Source organism: Pseudomonas sp. CFBP 13711, assembly GCF_014842265.1.
Lineage (GTDB): Bacteria > Pseudomonadota > Gammaproteobacteria > Pseudomonadales > Pseudomonadaceae > Aquipseudomonas.
Genome location: NZ_JACYVI010000023.1, coordinates 20157 through 36298 on the forward strand (window position 1 = coordinate 20157; position 16142 = coordinate 36298).

General features: G+C 53.5%; 16 protein-coding genes and 1 pseudogene. 3 read left to right on the forward strand and 14 right to left on the reverse strand.

What is annotated here, in order from left to right:
* Nucleotides 1-19: 19 nt before the first annotated feature.
* Entirely contained in the window at nucleotides 20-2047 is a 2028-nt protein-coding gene (locus tag IFT47_RS26625; RefSeq protein WP_192175066.1) for a TonB-dependent receptor, read from the forward strand.
* Nucleotides 2048-2241: 194 nt separating this feature from the next.
* Here the strand turns inward: IFT47_RS26625 and IFT47_RS26630 are convergent, their stop codons facing one another.
* The 10 genes from IFT47_RS26630 to IFT47_RS26670 all read right to left on the reverse strand — a co-directional run bounded on the left by IFT47_RS26630 (nucleotide 2242) and on the right by IFT47_RS26670 (nucleotide 10203).
* The gene (locus IFT47_RS26630) at nucleotides 2242-2781 is read right to left on the reverse strand and encodes a hypothetical protein (RefSeq protein WP_192175067.1); all 540 of its coding nucleotides are present in this window, start codon (nucleotides 2779-2781) and stop codon (nucleotides 2242-2244) included.
* 10 nt (nucleotides 2782-2791) lie between these two features.
* Nucleotides 2792-3142, reverse strand: a complete 351-nt coding sequence (locus IFT47_RS26635) for a hypothetical protein (protein WP_192175068.1) — start codon at nucleotides 3140-3142, stop codon at nucleotides 2792-2794.
* A 68-nt stretch (nucleotides 3143-3210) separates the two neighbouring features.
* Entirely contained in the window at nucleotides 3211-3558 is a 348-nt protein-coding gene (locus IFT47_RS26640; RefSeq protein WP_192175069.1) for a type II toxin-antitoxin system ChpB family toxin, read from the reverse strand.
* On the reverse strand, nucleotides 3555-3809 hold the full coding sequence (locus tag IFT47_RS26645; protein ID WP_192175070.1) for an AbrB/MazE/SpoVT family DNA-binding domain-containing protein: 255 nt from the start codon (nucleotides 3807-3809) through the stop codon (nucleotides 3555-3557). Before IFT47_RS26645 ends, IFT47_RS26640 begins: the two co-directional genes overlap by 4 nt.
* A gap of 99 nt (nucleotides 3810-3908) precedes the next feature.
* Complete coding sequence (locus tag IFT47_RS26650) at nucleotides 3909-4181, reverse strand: hypothetical protein (protein WP_192175071.1); 273 nt, start codon at nucleotides 4179-4181, stop codon at nucleotides 3909-3911.
* Between the two features lie 151 nt (nucleotides 4182-4332).
* On the reverse strand, nucleotides 4333-4746 hold the full coding sequence (locus IFT47_RS26655; protein WP_192175078.1) for a response regulator: 414 nt from the start codon (nucleotides 4744-4746) through the stop codon (nucleotides 4333-4335).
* Between the two features lie 313 nt (nucleotides 4747-5059).
* Nucleotides 5060-5314: a response regulator gene (locus IFT47_RS28395; RefSeq protein WP_446731168.1), complete on the reverse strand. Its 255-nt coding sequence runs from the start codon at nucleotides 5312-5314 to the stop codon at nucleotides 5060-5062.
* 21 nt (nucleotides 5315-5335) lie between these two features.
* Entirely contained in the window at nucleotides 5336-7471 is a 2136-nt protein-coding gene (locus IFT47_RS26660; RefSeq protein WP_446731169.1) for a PAS domain-containing protein, read from the reverse strand.
* A gap of 7 nt (nucleotides 7472-7478) precedes the next feature.
* On the reverse strand, nucleotides 7479-7940 hold the full coding sequence (locus IFT47_RS26665; RefSeq protein WP_192175072.1) for a response regulator: 462 nt from the start codon (nucleotides 7938-7940) through the stop codon (nucleotides 7479-7481).
* A gap of 1 nt (nucleotide 7941) precedes the next feature.
* On the reverse strand, nucleotides 7942-10203 hold the full coding sequence (locus IFT47_RS26670; protein ID WP_192175073.1) for an ATP-binding protein: 2262 nt from the start codon (nucleotides 10201-10203) through the stop codon (nucleotides 7942-7944).
* 245 nt (nucleotides 10204-10448) lie between these two features.
* Here IFT47_RS26670 and IFT47_RS27780 point away from each other — a divergent pair.
* Nucleotides 10449-10667 (forward strand): annotated as a pseudogene (locus tag IFT47_RS27780) (tyrosine-type recombinase/integrase); the annotation flags it as partial.
* Between the two features lie 249 nt (nucleotides 10668-10916).
* Here the strand turns inward: IFT47_RS27780 and IFT47_RS26675 are convergent.
* From IFT47_RS26675 to IFT47_RS26685, 3 genes are all read right to left on the reverse strand, one after another.
* On the reverse strand, nucleotides 10917-11192 hold the full coding sequence (locus IFT47_RS26675) for a hypothetical protein (RefSeq protein ID WP_192175074.1): 276 nt from the start codon (nucleotides 11190-11192) through the stop codon (nucleotides 10917-10919).
* Nucleotides 11193-11521: 329 nt separating this feature from the next.
* Nucleotides 11522-13576, reverse strand: a complete 2055-nt coding sequence (locus IFT47_RS26680; protein WP_192175075.1) for an EAL domain-containing protein — start codon at nucleotides 13574-13576, stop codon at nucleotides 11522-11524.
* A 50-nt stretch (nucleotides 13577-13626) separates the two neighbouring features.
* Nucleotides 13627-13977 carry a hypothetical protein gene (locus IFT47_RS26685; RefSeq protein WP_192175076.1) on the reverse strand — a complete coding sequence of 117 codons (351 nt, stop codon included), beginning with the start codon at nucleotides 13975-13977 and terminating at the stop codon, nucleotides 13627-13629.
* Between the two features lie 696 nt (nucleotides 13978-14673).
* Between IFT47_RS26685 and IFT47_RS26690 the strand changes: the two genes are divergently transcribed.
* Nucleotides 14674-14940: a hypothetical protein gene (locus IFT47_RS26690; RefSeq protein WP_065986121.1), complete on the forward strand. Its 267-nt coding sequence runs from the start codon at nucleotides 14674-14676 to the stop codon at nucleotides 14938-14940.
* Nucleotides 14941-15225: 285 nt separating this feature from the next.
* Here IFT47_RS26690 and IFT47_RS26695 read toward each other — a convergent pair.
* Nucleotides 15226-16142 (reverse strand): EAL domain-containing protein (locus IFT47_RS26695; protein WP_192176550.1); only part of this gene is annotated, 917 nt, incomplete at its 5' end.

A 16142-nucleotide genomic window follows, 5' to 3' on the forward strand; every position in this document is an offset into this window, starting at 1 on the left:
TGTCCTCAAGGAAACCTGCATGTCTCGCTGCCCCAAATTGCAATTCTGGCGCCTCCCGCCCATTGCAACAGCTTTACTGATTGCATCGCCGGCCTACGCCATAGAAGTAGATCCACAAGTGATTACCGCGAATCCACTAGGTAGCGAGCAGCTGGCTTTGCCGAGCACTGTCCTCACCGGAGATAAACTGACCCTTTCGCAGAGGGGCAGTTTGGGCGAAACCTTGAACAATCAACCAGGCGTGTCGTCGTCTTATTTCGGACCAGGCGCCAGTCGGCCAATCATCCGCGGGTTGGACGGCGATCGAATCAGGATCTTGCGTAATGGCGTTGGCGCACTGGATGCGTCGTCGCTTTCTTACGACCATGCGGTGCCGCTGGATCCTGTCAATGTTGATCGTATCGAAATCGTGCGTGGCCCCGCCGCATTGTTATATGGAGGCAGTGCCATTGGCGGCGTGGTAAATACATTGGACAACCGCATTCCTGTTGAATCCATCGAAGGCATACACGGTTCCGGTGAATTGCGATATGGCGGTGCCGACACCACGCGTAGTAGCGCCGGAAAGCTGGAAGCCGGCAACGGTCAATTTGCGCTGCACATCGATGCCAATGCTCGTAATTTTAATGACCTGCGTATCCCGGGCTACGCTCGCACCTCTGATCAACGGACCCGCGAAGAGGGAGACGATGAAAAACATCGCCTCGGCAACAGCGACGGGCGCCAAGATGGTGGTGCCGTAGGTGGTTCCTACACATGGGATGACGGTTATGCCGGAGTGTCCTACAGCAATTACGACTCTAACTACGGATCGCCTGCCGAGCAGGACGTACGCATCCGCATGGAGCAAGATCACTACGCGTTTGCTTCTGAGATCCGCAATCTGTCCGGTCCCTTCACATCTGTGAAATTAGACGCAGGGTACACAGACTACAAACACATGGAGATTGAAGACGGCGAGATAGGCACCACCTTCAAAAACAAGGGTTATGAGACTCGGGTGGAGGCCCGCCATCAGCCGATAGGACCGCTTAATGGTGTGGTGGGTGCGCAGGTGACGCGCGGTGAGTTTTCCGCGCTTGGTGACGAAGCATTTGTGCCGCAGACCGATACCAATGCTGGAGCTCTGTTCATTCTCGAAGAACTGCAATCCAGTGACCGACTCATGCTGAGCTTGGGCGGTCGCCTGGAGCACACGACAGTCGATCCGGATGCTAAGGGCAACATGCGGTTTAATAGCGCTGATCGCTCTAGCAGTTTTACTACTGGTAGCTTGTCGTCAGGCGTGGTGTATACGCTTACGCCGGTCTGGTCATTGGCAGCAACTCTGGGCTATACCGAACGTGCGCCAACGTTTTACGAGCTGTACGCCAACGGTGCACACGTTGCCACAGGCACTTACGAGGTAGGTGACGTTGACTTATCCAAGGAAAAAGCAGTGTCCAGCGACTTGGCGCTACGGTTTGACAATGGCGCCCATAAGGGCAGCGTCGGCGTATTTTATAGCCATTTTTCGAATTACATTGGGCTATTGAGTAGCGGCCGATCGCTCAACGACGAGGGTGAAGAGGACGCCGACGGCATCCCTGAATTCACCTACTCAGGCGTACGTGCTCGATTTGCCGGTTTCGAAGCACAGGATCATTGGAAGCTGGCTGAGACTCGCTACGGTAACATTGCGCTGGAGCTTTCCGGTGACTATACCCGTGCTAAGAATCTGGACACTGGCGAGGCTTTGCCGCGTATCGCCCCCCTGCGACTGAACAGTGGGCTGCTGTGGGAGCTGGACAAATGGCAGGCCAGGGTCGACGTCGAGCATGCGAGCTCGCAGCACAACGTGCCGGATAATGAATCCGGCACTGACGGCTACACGACTTTAGGCGCGAGTGCAGGGTACAAATTTGACTTGGGCGGTAGCCAATGGCTGGCATTCGTTAATGGTGAAAACTTGACGAATCAGACTGTGAGGTACGCCAGCTCAATTCTTCGCGATATTGCGCCTGCTCAGGGAAGAAGTGTCGAAGTTGGTTTGCGAACAAACTTCTAACCTGCGTTCACCCAACCGCCGATACCACGTATCGGCGACCTGAGCTCAGCATGTGAAATGGTCCGCACGCGACGACCACTCTCTCAAGCTCTGTTCTGATTGCATTCAAGATGTTTCCATTGTTCGCGGAGCTGGTGGTGGGCAAGGTGACTTTTCGCCCTAAAAGGCATCAGCCCGCAAACCCTAGGACACATTTATCTGACTTCAAGCTCAGCCACCGAGCTTAGCTCGCCTCTGAGAATGCTTTGGTGAAGCTGATTGATGTGCTCGACCGCGTTCTGACCTTGTGCCAGATGGTGCACGTAGATTTCGCTTGTCTTGGTAAAACGGTGGCCAATACGTACGGTATAGGAGCGGAACATCCAGCTGAGAAAACCTGTGTAATACATAGCATCTTCAATGTCCCGCCACTTCACGCCACGAACCCCTTTGCTCCAAGGCAAAATCCCCCGGTAAAGCCAAACTCCAACGTCATCCGTGTAAACCCGCACGCTTCTGAGAATGAGGATTTTGTAGATACAGAGAGGCAGCGAAACTACCAGAACAAACACGCTCACTGCCATGCCGAGCCGAAAAGCAGCATCCGTTTGCGCGTTGTGTAACGTCCACCCGCCAATGCTAATTGAAACAGCAATGAAAAAAATTATCGTCAAGACGGTGCTGACATAGGCCAACCAGGACAGTCGGTACACTGCATGTGCAGACTCAATGCTTGGGCTTTCGTATCCATTCATGAGGCATTCCTTAACAAGTTATGTGTGCCCTGCCCTTGGTTACAAGGGTTCCCAGTACCCGGGCTTGGGGTGCAGCAAAGTGTCTTCTCATCGGCCAATCCACGTCTTGCATTGAGGAAGCCGCGCTGCGCTCGGCCTTGCCAATAACGTGGTGGACAATAGGAGTCAAGGCAGATTTGGCATCTTCGTACGCCTGCCCGGTTTGGCTTATGGCTTCGTAAGTGCGCTGTAGCCCACCTGAGTCATGGGGGTGATGATTGCGCTCCCGTGCATAGGCTTGGCCAGCATCACTGTAAGCCGCAAAAGCAGCCTGCACTGAGTCGATCGTAGGCTTGATTTCGTCGGGGTCGATCATCGGCATGACATCGATCCCTTGTTACAAGGCAAGATAGAAATGCAATTTTGGTCAGGCGTTTGATCATTTTTTCTTTACTCAATCAGCACTTGAATGCGGGCCAGTACATCGTCCATCACCACCTCGGGGACCGCCTCTACGCGCTTACCCCCACGGGCCTCAAGGTCAACAGTGCGGATTTGATTACACAACACCACACCTTGCGTCTCGGTGCCCGAACCGCTCAGCGGCACGGCAAAGCCGGCATATCGGGCAAAATCCCCGCCTTGGGTGATGGGCGCGATCAGGACCAAGCCCGACACGTTGAACGCCGCAGGCGAAATGATCAGCGCCGGACGAAAATCGCCTTGCTGCTCACGGCCAGCGGTGGGATTCAGGTTCAAGCGCACAATATCGCCACGGTTTAATTTGGCTCGCTTCACGCTTCACGCCCAACGGCTGACATCGCATTCCACGCTGCCATTTCGGCAGGATCCGGCGCGCTCAAGTCGCACTGCGCCATGAGCTCGGCCAGCGCGTAATGCGGCTTGGCCTTCGCAGGCTTGAGCGTCATAACCTCGGCGGATACATCGAGTTTCAACACATCGCCACTAACCAGATTCATCAGCTTAAGCACGGTTGCAGGCAAGCGTATCGCCGCGCTATTGCCCCACTGCTGCACTTTGACTTCCATAACAGCCTCCTAAAATGTATACACATTGTAGATACCAAAAACACTAACCGCAAGCATTTTGTATAAACATAGTATCTACAATGCCAGCTCCAAAGCGCGTCAGTGACCTCGTGCCTTAAGGGCAGAAATGCGCTCGATCCAGACGCCATGCACCTGAGCCTCGAGAAATAGGTACACATCGGGTTCGACTGCCTGCATGTCCTGCAGGGCCTGGATAAAACCGCGACAGAACTGATAGCCATATTCGACCTGAACCTCGGTCTGGCTGCTATACAGGTCGCGCAGGGCCACGCGCCAGGTGGCATAGGCCTGCTCACTCAAACCACGCGGCAGATCCGAGGTGTCCAGAAAATCGAGATCGGCAGGTGGCATAACCAGCTCCTAGGAGGAAAGGGACCAGGGCGCAGCAACAGGGCGGGCTTATGGTACGTCAATCCCAAGGTTTGTTACGTCTAGCAAGCAGCAAAAAAACCGCCTAGGCGGGTCCTGATGTGGGACCAACTAAACATAGTACCTGACATATCTAACCGCGATTAGTGGCCGTTTTGAGCATGTGCCTAGCTGTCTGAACCAGCTGGTCCAAACTCCAAGGCTTTTGCAGGAACGCGACTCCGGCAGGCAGATCACGGCTCACTTCAGCTCCGTAGCCGGTGGTCACTATAATCGGGGTTCCTGGCCAGCGCTGATGCACCATCATCGCGAGCTCTTTGCCATCAAGCTGACCTGGCAGAGTAAAATCGGTGATCAGCAATGCACAGGGAATTTTGGACTGCAGGAGGTGCATCAAGGCTTCGTCAGCGCTGAAAAATCCAATGGAGTCAGCACCAAGGTCAGCAAAGATTTCCACGATCAACCGATGCATCAAGGCATCGTCTTCGACGATAACCACCCTGCCACTGATGGCCTCTTCGTTCGATGAAACCGAAATTATGGGCATCGCGTTCCTTGCCTTGTCGCGCTGAGCACCTGTTGGAGCACGCTCGATAGCTGCTCCACAGAGTATGGTTTTATTCAAAAGCTCAAAACCCAAGGTTCCATTCTGAGCAATGCGCGTGACTGTACCCAGTACCACCGGCAAACTGGGGTATAACTGTGACACTTCCTGCCGTATGAATGGGCATTACATCGGCATTTAGGACAATAAGCATTGGCTTATGGCGCCTGAGCTTCTACAGATTGCTGCTGTGCCAGCAGCGCTGAATGCTTCGCTAACACAGCCTGCGCGCTGACTAGATCAACTAATCAGTATTTCAAAGTTCGGTTGCCGTTGATGAGGGCTGTAGTGCTTGCAAAATTTTGCGTTGCAGCTCCGCTTCACTAAAGGGCTTTTGGAGCACTAGGCGGTCCTCAAGCCCCAAGATGTCGATGTCCGCGTAGCCAGTGAGGAATATGACAGGGACATCAGGCGACTTCTTATTCAACGCTGTCGCAAGCTCCCCGCCATTCATGTCTGGCATGGCGAAATCCGTGATCACAACGTCTGTGTCTGAGGCCATTTGCTCCAATGCTTCGGCACCCCCGCCGACTTACAACACGGAGTGTCCCAACGATTCGATCAAAGCAGCAGTGACCTCCCTGACTGCCCGATCATCGTCGACCAGAAGGATATTAGCGGGCTTGTACTCGACTTCTTCAGCATGCGACTCCATAACCTTGCTACTCGGCGCAGCGGCTACCTCAACGCGTGGAAGATAGACTTCGACGCTGGTTCCAGACCCTTCCTGAGATTTGATCTTGACCCCTCCCCCCGACTGCTTGGCAAAGCCGAAAACCTGCGCCAAGCCAAGTCCTGATCCCTGCCCCACCGCTTTGGTCGTGAAGAAAGGCTCGAAAGCACGTTTTAGCGTCTCGGAACTCATGCCCGTACCTGTGTCAGCAACCGACACCACTACATAGTCCCCAGCCTCCATGTCGTCAGGCGCTGCAGGCTGATGGTCCACGGTTTCATTTCGTGTACTCAGCGAAATAGTTCCACCTGACATCATGGCATCCCGAGCGTTAATGGCAAGGTTGAGGACGACCATTTCGGTTTGGACCGAGTCAGCAGCAGCCGGCCACAAATCAACGGCCAGCTTCAACGCCAGATGAACGCTGGCCCCCACCGCTTTTTCGATCAACCCTTTCATACCGTCAATGGTTGCGTTCAGATCGATTTGTCGAGTTTCCAATCGTTGCTTGCGGGAAAACGAGAGCAACTGGTGGGTCAGTTTTGCCCCCTTTTCACCCGCGGTGCTGATATGGTCAAGTCGAGTGAGTATCCGATCGAACTTCCCCTTCTGCACCTCACGTTTGGCAAAAAGGGCACTGGTCAGGATGATGGTAAGGAGATTGTTGAAGTCGTGAGCGACCCCTGCAGTCAATTGCCCGACGGCTTCAAGCCGCTGCATTTGCTGCAGCGTGGCTTCTACCCGCTCACGATGCGCGATCTGTTCGAGAAGCTTTTCATTGGTGGTTGCCAGCTCCTCGATCACAGCCCGCTCCTCTGTGATGTCTCGTACTGCGGCATACATGAGGCCGTTATCCGGCACGATGGTCCAGGACAGCCAGCGGTAGGTCCCGTTGGCATGCCTCATTCGGTTTTCAAACCGTGTGGATACATGCCCAGTTGACACGCGTTGCGCCTCCTCAACCGTTGCTTGCAGATCTTCTGGATGAACGAGCTCTAATAGTTTAAAGCCCTGCAAGTGCTCTTTCGACCAGCCCAAGCTGGTTTCCCAAGCAGGGTTGAAGGTCGCCGGGGACAGATCAAAATGAAGGACTGCAAGCATCTCCCGAGACACTTCCCATATGCGGTCACGTTCGCGGGTTCGCTGCTCTACGCTCTCGCCGAGTTTTTCGGTCAGCCGTTCGAGGTCGCGGGTGGCATTTTTGCGAACAGTGACGTCTTGCAGCACACCGGAGAATCGGACGCATACGCCATTTTCAAAACTTGAGCGGCCATCCGAGGCAATCCAGCGTACCTGCCCATCAGGTAACAGCAGTCGATATTCCGAATGAAAGGACGTCTCTACTTGAAGCGCTTGGGCGACCCGGTCGTGAAGCATCTGTCTGTCATCGGGGTGGTACATGGCGATGACCTGGTCCAGTGCAAGTACCGTGTGTGCAGTAACGCCATACAGGGCGCGTGCTCGATCGTCCCAGATGATCTCGCCTGTTGATGTGTTGAGCTCCCACACACCCATTTCAGCAGCCTTGATAGCCAGCCGCGCACGTGCTTCGACTTCGAGCAACGCCTTCTCGGCCGCTTGGCGTTTGATTCTTTCGCGAACCTCTTGCACGGCCCTGGTGATCGCGCGGGGGACCAGCTGAAGGTTTTGCTTGAGGACGTAGTCGGTAGCGCCTTGGCGGATGGTCTCAATGGCTTGCTGCTCCCCCAACATTCCCGAGAGGAAAATGAAAGGAGTCTGAGGCGCTGCTTTTTTTGCGAAGTCCAGCACCTCGGTACCTGGCAGTCCCGGAAGGGAATAATCACAGAGAATCACATCGAATTGATTGTGTCGCAGCGCGTTACATGCGCTTTGATAATCGTGAGCCACGATCGGGTCGATACTTAGCCCGCCAGCATCCAACCTGAGCAGTGTTAGTTCAATATCGTTCGAACTGTCCTCGACGAAAAGCAGTTTGAGCGGTCCGAGGGCGTTGCCAGCTTCAAGTAGTCGCATGCTCGGTTTAAGCCCTGGGCCGGCGAACAACCCGGGTAGAGCCGGATGGAGGCTCATTCAAGACTGCCCAAAATATGCCTAAATCTGTGATGGCACCTACAAACTCCTTGAAGTTCACCGGTTTCACCACGTATGCGTTCACTCCCAACTGATAGGCGGCGTCGAGATCCGGCTCTTCGCGTGATGAGGTCAGCATCACCACAGGAATAGAGCGCAGATGCTGCGACTTTTTTAGCTCAGCTAATACCTCAAGACCATTGACCTTGGGCAGTTTCAAGTCCAAGAGCAGTACGGCCGGATTACCTTCATCACGCCCAGCGTGAGCGTTGCGACGGAAAAGATAATCCAGAGCTTCGCTGCCGTCGCGAACCACAATGACCTCATTGGACAGATTGCTGCGCTCCAACGCCACCAATGACAGTTCGAGATCGTGCGGGTTGTCTTCGACCAAAAGAATTGGTTTGAGCATTTTAAAGGTCCAGGGTCACATCAGCAGTCGAAGAAAGGTTTTTTTTAGGTAAGGTGAAGTAGAACGAGGCACCTTTGTCGAGCCTGCCTTCCGCCCAAACCGTGCCGTCATGGCGCTCTACAATCCGTTTCACGTTGGCCAAACCAATGCCGGTGCCTTCAAACTCTTCCATGCGGTGCAAACGCTGAAAAACTCCAAAGAGTTTGCCGGCGTATTGCATGTCAAAACCCACTCCGTTGTCATGAACGCTGACCACGAACTCATCGGGTTGGTCCTGTACCCTGACCTCAATCAGGCCTTCTAGCCGATCCCGGGTGTATTTGATGGCATTAGCCACCAGGTTGCGCATCGCCAGGTGCAGAAACGCAGGGTCTGCTATCACGTTCGGCAGGTCGCCTACCCTCCACTCGATGCTACGGTTTTCGTAGTCAGGTCGCATTTCGTGCCGAATGGAATCGAGCATAGCCAAAAGATTTACCTCTTTGAGCTTCATGGTCGATCGGCCCATCTGCGAAAAGGTCAGCAGGTTATCGACAAGGGTGCCGGCAAACTTGGCCGAATTAGCAATGGTCCCGAGGAAGCGGTGGCCGCGCTCCGTCATGTTGGAGCTCTCCAGATCCGAGAGCAGGTCGGTATAACCAGCAATATGCCGAAGTGGTGCACGAAGATCGTGAGAGACACTATAGGAGAACGACTCTAGCTCTTTGTTCGACCGCTTGAGCTCCTCAGACACCTCAGCCAGCTCTTCAGCTTTACGAAGCACGATTCCCAACACTGCGAAACGAAATTCGCTGACACCCTCCACCTCGCTTGCATCCCACGGCGTTGAAAAGCCCTCCACCAGCTGCTGCCAATGCTCGAAGCTTTGTCGCGGGTTCAGTGCGCCCGTCTCGTCCAAAGTCTTCTGCGGCTGACCAGCCCAATGCACAACATGAGACTGTTCTGGCTTGAACCAGATCAAATAATTGGAATGAATTTCAGAGATGGCCACAGCCAGCACTCCACTCACGGAGTCAGCCAGTCTCGGTAACTCAGGAATGTCTCGACGGATGTTGTCGCTGTGAAAGACTTCTGAGCCTGTGTGGCAGCTCAACCACTCAGTGAGATCCAGAACGTCAGCCTTTGCCGGGGTATTTCCGTAGAGGTCACATCCTGCCCCGGAAACGACGGCTGCACCGCTGGCACCCACGAAGTTTACAAAGATGTCGGGTAGCGCACGCAGGCCCTGCAGAACGCTATCGTGGTCGGCCATCGCTGCCAGCATCTGGACGACGTTCTGACGCAGCAAAAGCATGCGGGCACTTTGAATGTGAGCTTCCCTGGTTTCCACCTGCAGCGACAACACCCGCCCCAAAAGCTCACACGCCGTTCGGGTCTGGAAGTTCACTTGGTGCGGGCTGTCGTGATGGCATGAGACCAAGCCCCAGAGACGGCCGTCCACTACGATGGAGATCGACATTGAAGAAAGGGTGCGCATGTTGCGCATGTACTGCAGATGGACAGGAGACACACTTCTCAGGGCGGCGTAACTTAGGTCCAGCGGTGCCCCAGTCTTGGGATTGAGCGTCGGAATAACGGGGGATGGCACATAGTCGACATCCTCGATCACCCGTATCCGATTTGCGCAGTAAAGTTCTCGGGCCTGCTTTGGAATATCTGATGCCGGGAAGCACAGACCTAAATAGCTGGGATAGCCCGCATCGAGAAGCTCGGCATTGACCAGCCCGTTTCCATCGGAATCAAAGCGGTAGGATTTCACTCTCCCAAACCCGGTCAAGCGCTTGATAACGCGCACGGCTCGGACGCAGATATCGTCAACGCTTTCGGCGTCCTTGGTTTGAGTGATGAACGATCTGACCAATGGGTAGAGGCGGCTATGAACAACCTCTGTTTCACCCGGACGTTCGAATTCAGCAATCAGCATACCGTCGTGCCGGTGTAGCATCATCGCCACGCGCCGATCTTTTCTATTGCCCATCAAGAAGCTGACGTCCGCCACGTGGTAAGGCTGAGACTCGTCCTCATCCAGCTCACCAAGCTCCTTCACAAGCTCGGCCCCATTACTGACCAGAGCGCCGAGGTGCGAACCAATTAGTTGGTCAACGTTCATCTCCAGCCAATGCGTGAGATTCTCGCTGACTTGAAGAATGGTCATCTCAGGCTCAGCTATGACGGCAAGAAAACCCTGCGGTTGGATGCTGCCTGGCGTACGGATAGGTTCTTGAGCGCATGTGGCCATAGCCTGCTGAAACGCATCATTCATGTTCGGGGTAATCAAATCGGGGCCTTAACATAGGTGCAAGCTCAGCAGAGTCGCGTGTAGCAGCGGGGACATGCGAGGTTGCACGGTAGCAAAATCCCAATCGGGGCAGATAGGGTTTTCCCTGTCTGTTCGGATAGGAGGCCGACATCGCCAACGCCCAGGCTCAGCTGGACCACGCCAATATCAGTACAGAAAACAGGCAATCGAGGTGGCTCAGATGGCAACAAGATCCGGTATGCGTTTGCGGCCATGATCAGCAGGACAGCACGGCTCCCCTCTTCCACCCGCTGCGCGGCCGCGCAACGGGTGCAGGGATCAGCGCCGATGGCCTCTATGCGGTGGTAGGGCACTACTCCAGCGCTGCAGGGGTAGAGGTTGCCGGACTCGGCGTACACGGGCTGCGCGCAACGGCAGCCACCAATGCCCTGGAACACGAGGCAGATATCGCCAAGGTGCAGCCATGGCGTAAGCGGATGGCGAACACACCTACCGAACTCTAGCATTAAAGGCAATCGCGTCTGCCCGAGGGCATGCGCTTTATCTGCACACCGTCTCGATCACACCGCCATCTAGGCGACTTTGCTGCATTCAGCTCCGCCATCTGCGCAGGGATGCAGCGCTGAGATGCACCTGTTCCAGAAATTATCGGGCGCGTCAGGGCAAGGAAAATTAATCTCACGCCCGCGCGTGGGAGGTGAGCATTATCCTCGCGATCAGTTTTTTTCTGGAGCTTTGATATACCCAGGCACAGCTAAGGATGGGGCCTGATGGCGATCTTCAGAAGCTCGGGCTTCATGAGCCTTAGCATAGTCCTTATCAGCCTGAGCCTTCTCATCAGCGGCCTGCCCGGGATTACCCTCAACCTGTTTCTGATCAGACGCTTGTTGATGCTTGTTGGCATCTTGCGTGTGGTCTTCGGACGATTTTTCACAGCCAGTCAAGCCAAGCGCTAATGCGAAGAGTAAAGGTAAGGGAAGTGCCTTGATCATGGAAATGTCCTCTAGGTTAGCAATAACCTATTGATCTGCATGGCACAATCTTAGTTCAACATACGATTTACCTGATGAACGGAGTACTCGTAGTGCCAAACGTTCAGATCAGGCCCGATACGCTACCACGTGGTCCATTCGCACACCGCAAATCCACGGCAAAGTGCCTAGCGAGTAGACTGAGGCGGCTGAACATGAGAACCACTTCCTAAGTGATCCGGCGGTTGCATTCTCTATTTGGCATCCGATACAACAGTATGTGGGGTAGCAAAAGGAGCGGACTTTAGATTATCGATAACGTCGACTAATAATCTCAGCAGTAAGTTCAGTCAGTTACCTAACACTATATGAAGATGACAATGGGGCGCCAGCGATTGCGTGGGGGGTAACGAGTCACAAGAAAATGTATTCGGTTGAGGACGTCCAAGATAATACCCTTGCGCATGGTCATAGCCTAGAGTACGCAGCAGCTCGAGATCCTGAGCAGTCTCAACGCCTTCCGCTAACACTTTGAGACCAAATGCATGCCCCAGTTTCAAAAGGGCCGTCAACACCTCCTCGCGTTGGGATTTGTTTTCAATTCTGAGTACCTGACGGTCAACCTTCAAAGAATGGAATGGAAGCTTCAGTAAATAAGCCAAGTTGGCATGACCTTGACCGAAATCGTCCAGAGCCAGTCGTACGCCCAGGTTGCAGAGACCGGAAACAGTACTCAATAGTTGATCATTTATACGCAGAGGCACGCCTTCGGTTACTTCCAATATGAGCCGATGGCTCGCGAGACCATGTTTAAGTAATGCACCCGCCACTTTCATCGGAAAGTCTGTGTTGGCAAGCTGTATAGGTGAAAGGTTCACTGATATGCTGACAGCGTCATGCCAGCGGCTGGCCGCCTCACAGGCTTTATCCAACACCCAGTCACCTACAGCATTAATCAGCCCGCTGCGTTCTGCCATTGCGATGAATAAGTCAGGTGGCACATTTCCGAGCTTGGGATGCTGCCAGCGAATAAGGCTTTCGTATCCAGTGAGCTGGTAAGGTTCGAGTTGATACAGCGATTGGAAGTGCAAGTAGAATTGGTCTGTTGCTAACGCCTCTCGGATATCCTCCGGGGTTAGAAGCGACTCATCGTTTTGAGAAAAAATAAATCCCGTATCCTCTAGACGATTGCGGCCACCTCTTTTAGCTCGATACAGAGCTTTGTCAGCCTGATCCAGAAGTGAGGTGCTATCGGTTAGCGCACTACTCGCACTGTGCGCTAATCCGATGCTGACAGTGATGACCGAGATGCCGTCTGTACGTCCCAGATGGGCAATGTTTAGTTCACGTATGGTTTGCAATACGTGGTGAGCGATCCTGCGGGCCTCATCATGAGAGGTATCTGGCAAAACGGCAATGAACTCTTCACCGCCGAATCGTGCTACGGCGCAAGGCGAAATGAAGCAACTGCCCAGAGCCGTGGCAACAGCTCTCAAGCACTCATCGCCTATAAGATGTCCATAATGGTCGTTAAAGCGTTTGAAATGGTCTATATCGATCAAAAATAATGCGCCCTCGGACTGTCCATCCAAATGGTTTGCCGTAAGCGCATCCAGTTGCGGTTGTATGTGCCTACGGTTAGCCAGACCGGTCAGCGAGTCGGTCTCTGAAAGGCGTTGCAAGTCACTATTGGCATCTGTGAGACTAGAGGCTCTGGTTTCCTCACGTAGCCAATATAGGTAACTTCGTCTGGCTTCGGCGTTGGACCAGTAGTTGCCGAGCAATGAGAAAAAAGATGAGGAGCCTATAGCGGTCATTATCAAGCCGCCAGCACTCAGGGAAATCGGGGCTGTATGCACACCCCAAGCTGTAATGGTTAAGCAAAATATGTTGTATATCAAAGCAATATTAAAAGGGCTTTTCATGCACGTATTGACATAAATAAGCATCAGCGGCCAACAAAACATGAACAGTGACTGCTCACCCGAAACAGGTTGTTCACCGTTAATTACTACGTTGTAAGCGGCTATAAATCCAGTGTATGAGGGCAACATGGAGACGTATTCTCTCCAGTGCTCCGATAACTTCTTTAGAAGCAACACACCCAGTAGAGTGCTTGGTACACATGTTCCGACCATCTGCAAAATTGCTGATACCAAATCCTTCGGATTTATGATGACCATCCATAGTGAAAAACTACCGAATGTGAAACCTCCCAAGATCAAGCACAGAATCAGGTGGTGCCGGCGGGTAGTGTGGATATCGCTCTGATAACGTAGCTCCAATTGCTCAGAGAAACGTGCAGCGCTGGTTGTTTTCTCGAGTTCTCGTTCAATCTGGCTAGCGTCTAACATAGAAAATTCCACAGCATGCACTGGTGAGGCCTTGTCATGGCTATAGGCCACTATTCTACCTTGCTGCGGATGTCGAGCCACTGGAATCTGCCCAGCGGTGATCAATTGCCGGTTCGCTGCAACCCCCGAGTCGGGGGTTTTTCGTGCCTCCCAGGGGTGCAGTGGCCCAATTGCGCCAAGAAGAAATCGTGGTCGGCCCTGTGCAGGGCGCCCAGCTCGAGCGCTTCGCCCAACACCATCGTCAGTCGGCTGTGCCATTCCCCGCTCTGCACTAGGGCCACGTCCATGACCTTGTCGAGGCGCATGACCAGATCCTTTCTGCAGCGACCTTGAAGCTGTTCTTTGCAGATGTAGAAAAAGTACCGAACACGCTGTGGGTACAGCACATTGGAATAGACCATCATGGCTTGCATCGCTTCACTTGCGCCGAGGTCCAGCGGGATCACAAACACGTTTGACTCCTTTGATGGGTCATTTTCGGGCAAGTCTAACGTTTCACTGACCGACCCATACCGAGTGCGGCGCTGGCTTCAGAAAGATTGACCTTTTGGGGCTCTATTCCAGAGTGCGACCTGGCGTCAACTATAGGAACCTTGGGACAGTGCTGGACAGCAGCTGCAATCGCCTGCAGGCAGACTGACACGACACTACCAATGATGCTGTCGTTCCTGTCGGGATGCGATTTCAAAATGCATTCATTCATTGAAGGCAAGAGTCTGCAACTGACGCTGGGGGTATTGATTATGACGTCATCTCCAAGCCTAACATTCCGACAGATCTGGCCAGGAAAGTCCCGCAAGTCATGCAGGCTCCCAACGGAGTAAGCTAAACGGAATGCTTCAGTGTTGGTAGTGTGCCCTGGAGATGCGAGCTCACCACGACCCGAAACGACCTAAGGGAGGGCAGCTCTCCGCCATAACGCCTCACTACCCTAGAGTGATCTATAGCGTTATCGGGCCTTAGCAGTAGGAGACCTAGCCCGCCAGGCCTTCCTACCTCCCCTGGCGGGCTCCTTCCTTGATGTTTCTTGCCTACAGATCCAGACATGTCGCCTGCCTGCCCTGCCCTACGTGCATGAGGTTGTTGTAGCAACACATCTCGCTATGCTTTTATCTATATAGCGATCAATTGTGGTGACCAAGACTTCGATGAGCGACAGAACCTACCCCTACACCGCATGGCTGCTGACACGGAATTTTCAGTTGCTGGAGGTCGAACTCGTGGACCAGGGATTCGCTAACAGCGCATATGACCGCACTGACAAGGGCCGCAATTACCACGTTGACGAACTTTTTCTTACGAAAGCCAGGGCCATTGCGTTCGGTGAAGCCAAGCTTGCAGCGCTTGCCAAGGAGCTGGAAAGACGTCAAAGAGGGTTACTGAAGCGACGATTGGAGTTGCAAAGATGCAAATGAAATTGTCTTGCACAAGCATCCGCAAGGGTAGATAGCGGGGCCCTTTGGTAGTCTCTGACCGGAGAGATATCTTGAGCTTGATGGCTTTGTCTAGCAATCGGGCGGTCAGGTGCGGATCTGGTCGGACGTGGTTGAGACCACGACAGTCTGCATTCACCTGCTGCGGTATCTGGAGGAAACTCCCAAGTTCCGGGCAAATCCAGTTGATCAGTGCGCGGTCAGCTTGTGGCAGATGGCTTGCAGCTGAGTCAAGGTGAAATGTCAGCAGTTTTGCTGCTTGACCAACTACACCCGCGATAGAACTGTTGAATCAGGAACTCCAGCGACGGAGCGTGAAACGTGAGCCTGGGGCCGACCGTAGTGATACCCCTGAGCATAATTACACCCATTGCTGGCCAGCCAAGATGGAAGGGAGGGTGAGTGAAAATCCTCGATGCCTTCCGCGGTTACTTTCATATTCAGGCTACGTGCCATCCCTAAAATGGCTTCTACCATTGGACGATGATCAGTCTTACCGATCTCAAAAAAAGATCGGTCTATCTTGATTTTATCAATGGACAAACGTGTCAAATGATAAAGACCTGAGTAGCCAGTGCCGAAGTCATCAAGTGCCACTGTGATGCCATGTGCGTGAAGTCTGTTCAGGTTGCGCTCGGCCGCTTCGATATTGCCGACCAAGGCCTCTTCGGTTATTTCGACCTCAAAGCGGTCAAATGGAAACTGCTCATGGCGCAACTGCTCCAGGAACCGATCAGGAAAAAGCTCATCGGTGATCATTGCTGCACTGACGTTCAGCGAAAGATGAAGGTGATCGTCCCAATCCCTGGCAGCGTTACAAGCTTGCTTAACGAGAGATTGAGTCATCATGGGGATCAACCCTAGGCGTTCGAGCGCTGGAATAAAATCAGCAGGCATCCCAGTGCTCCCATCTGGCTTGAGCCATCTAGCCAAGATCTCAAATCCGACGACTTCCTGAGACGGCAGTGCCACAATTGGCTGATAGAATGGAACAATCTCTTGAAGTTCCACTGCCTGTTTAAGCGCAGCGTCTTCATCAATTTGAGCCTGATATTGAAGACCATGCTCGGTTTCGTAAAAATGGTAAGTTGAACGACCCATGACCTTACCCCTGTACATTGCTACATCTGCGCAGTGCAATAGCGCTGAGGTTTCGGTAGCGTCGACCCACGAACGAGAGATGC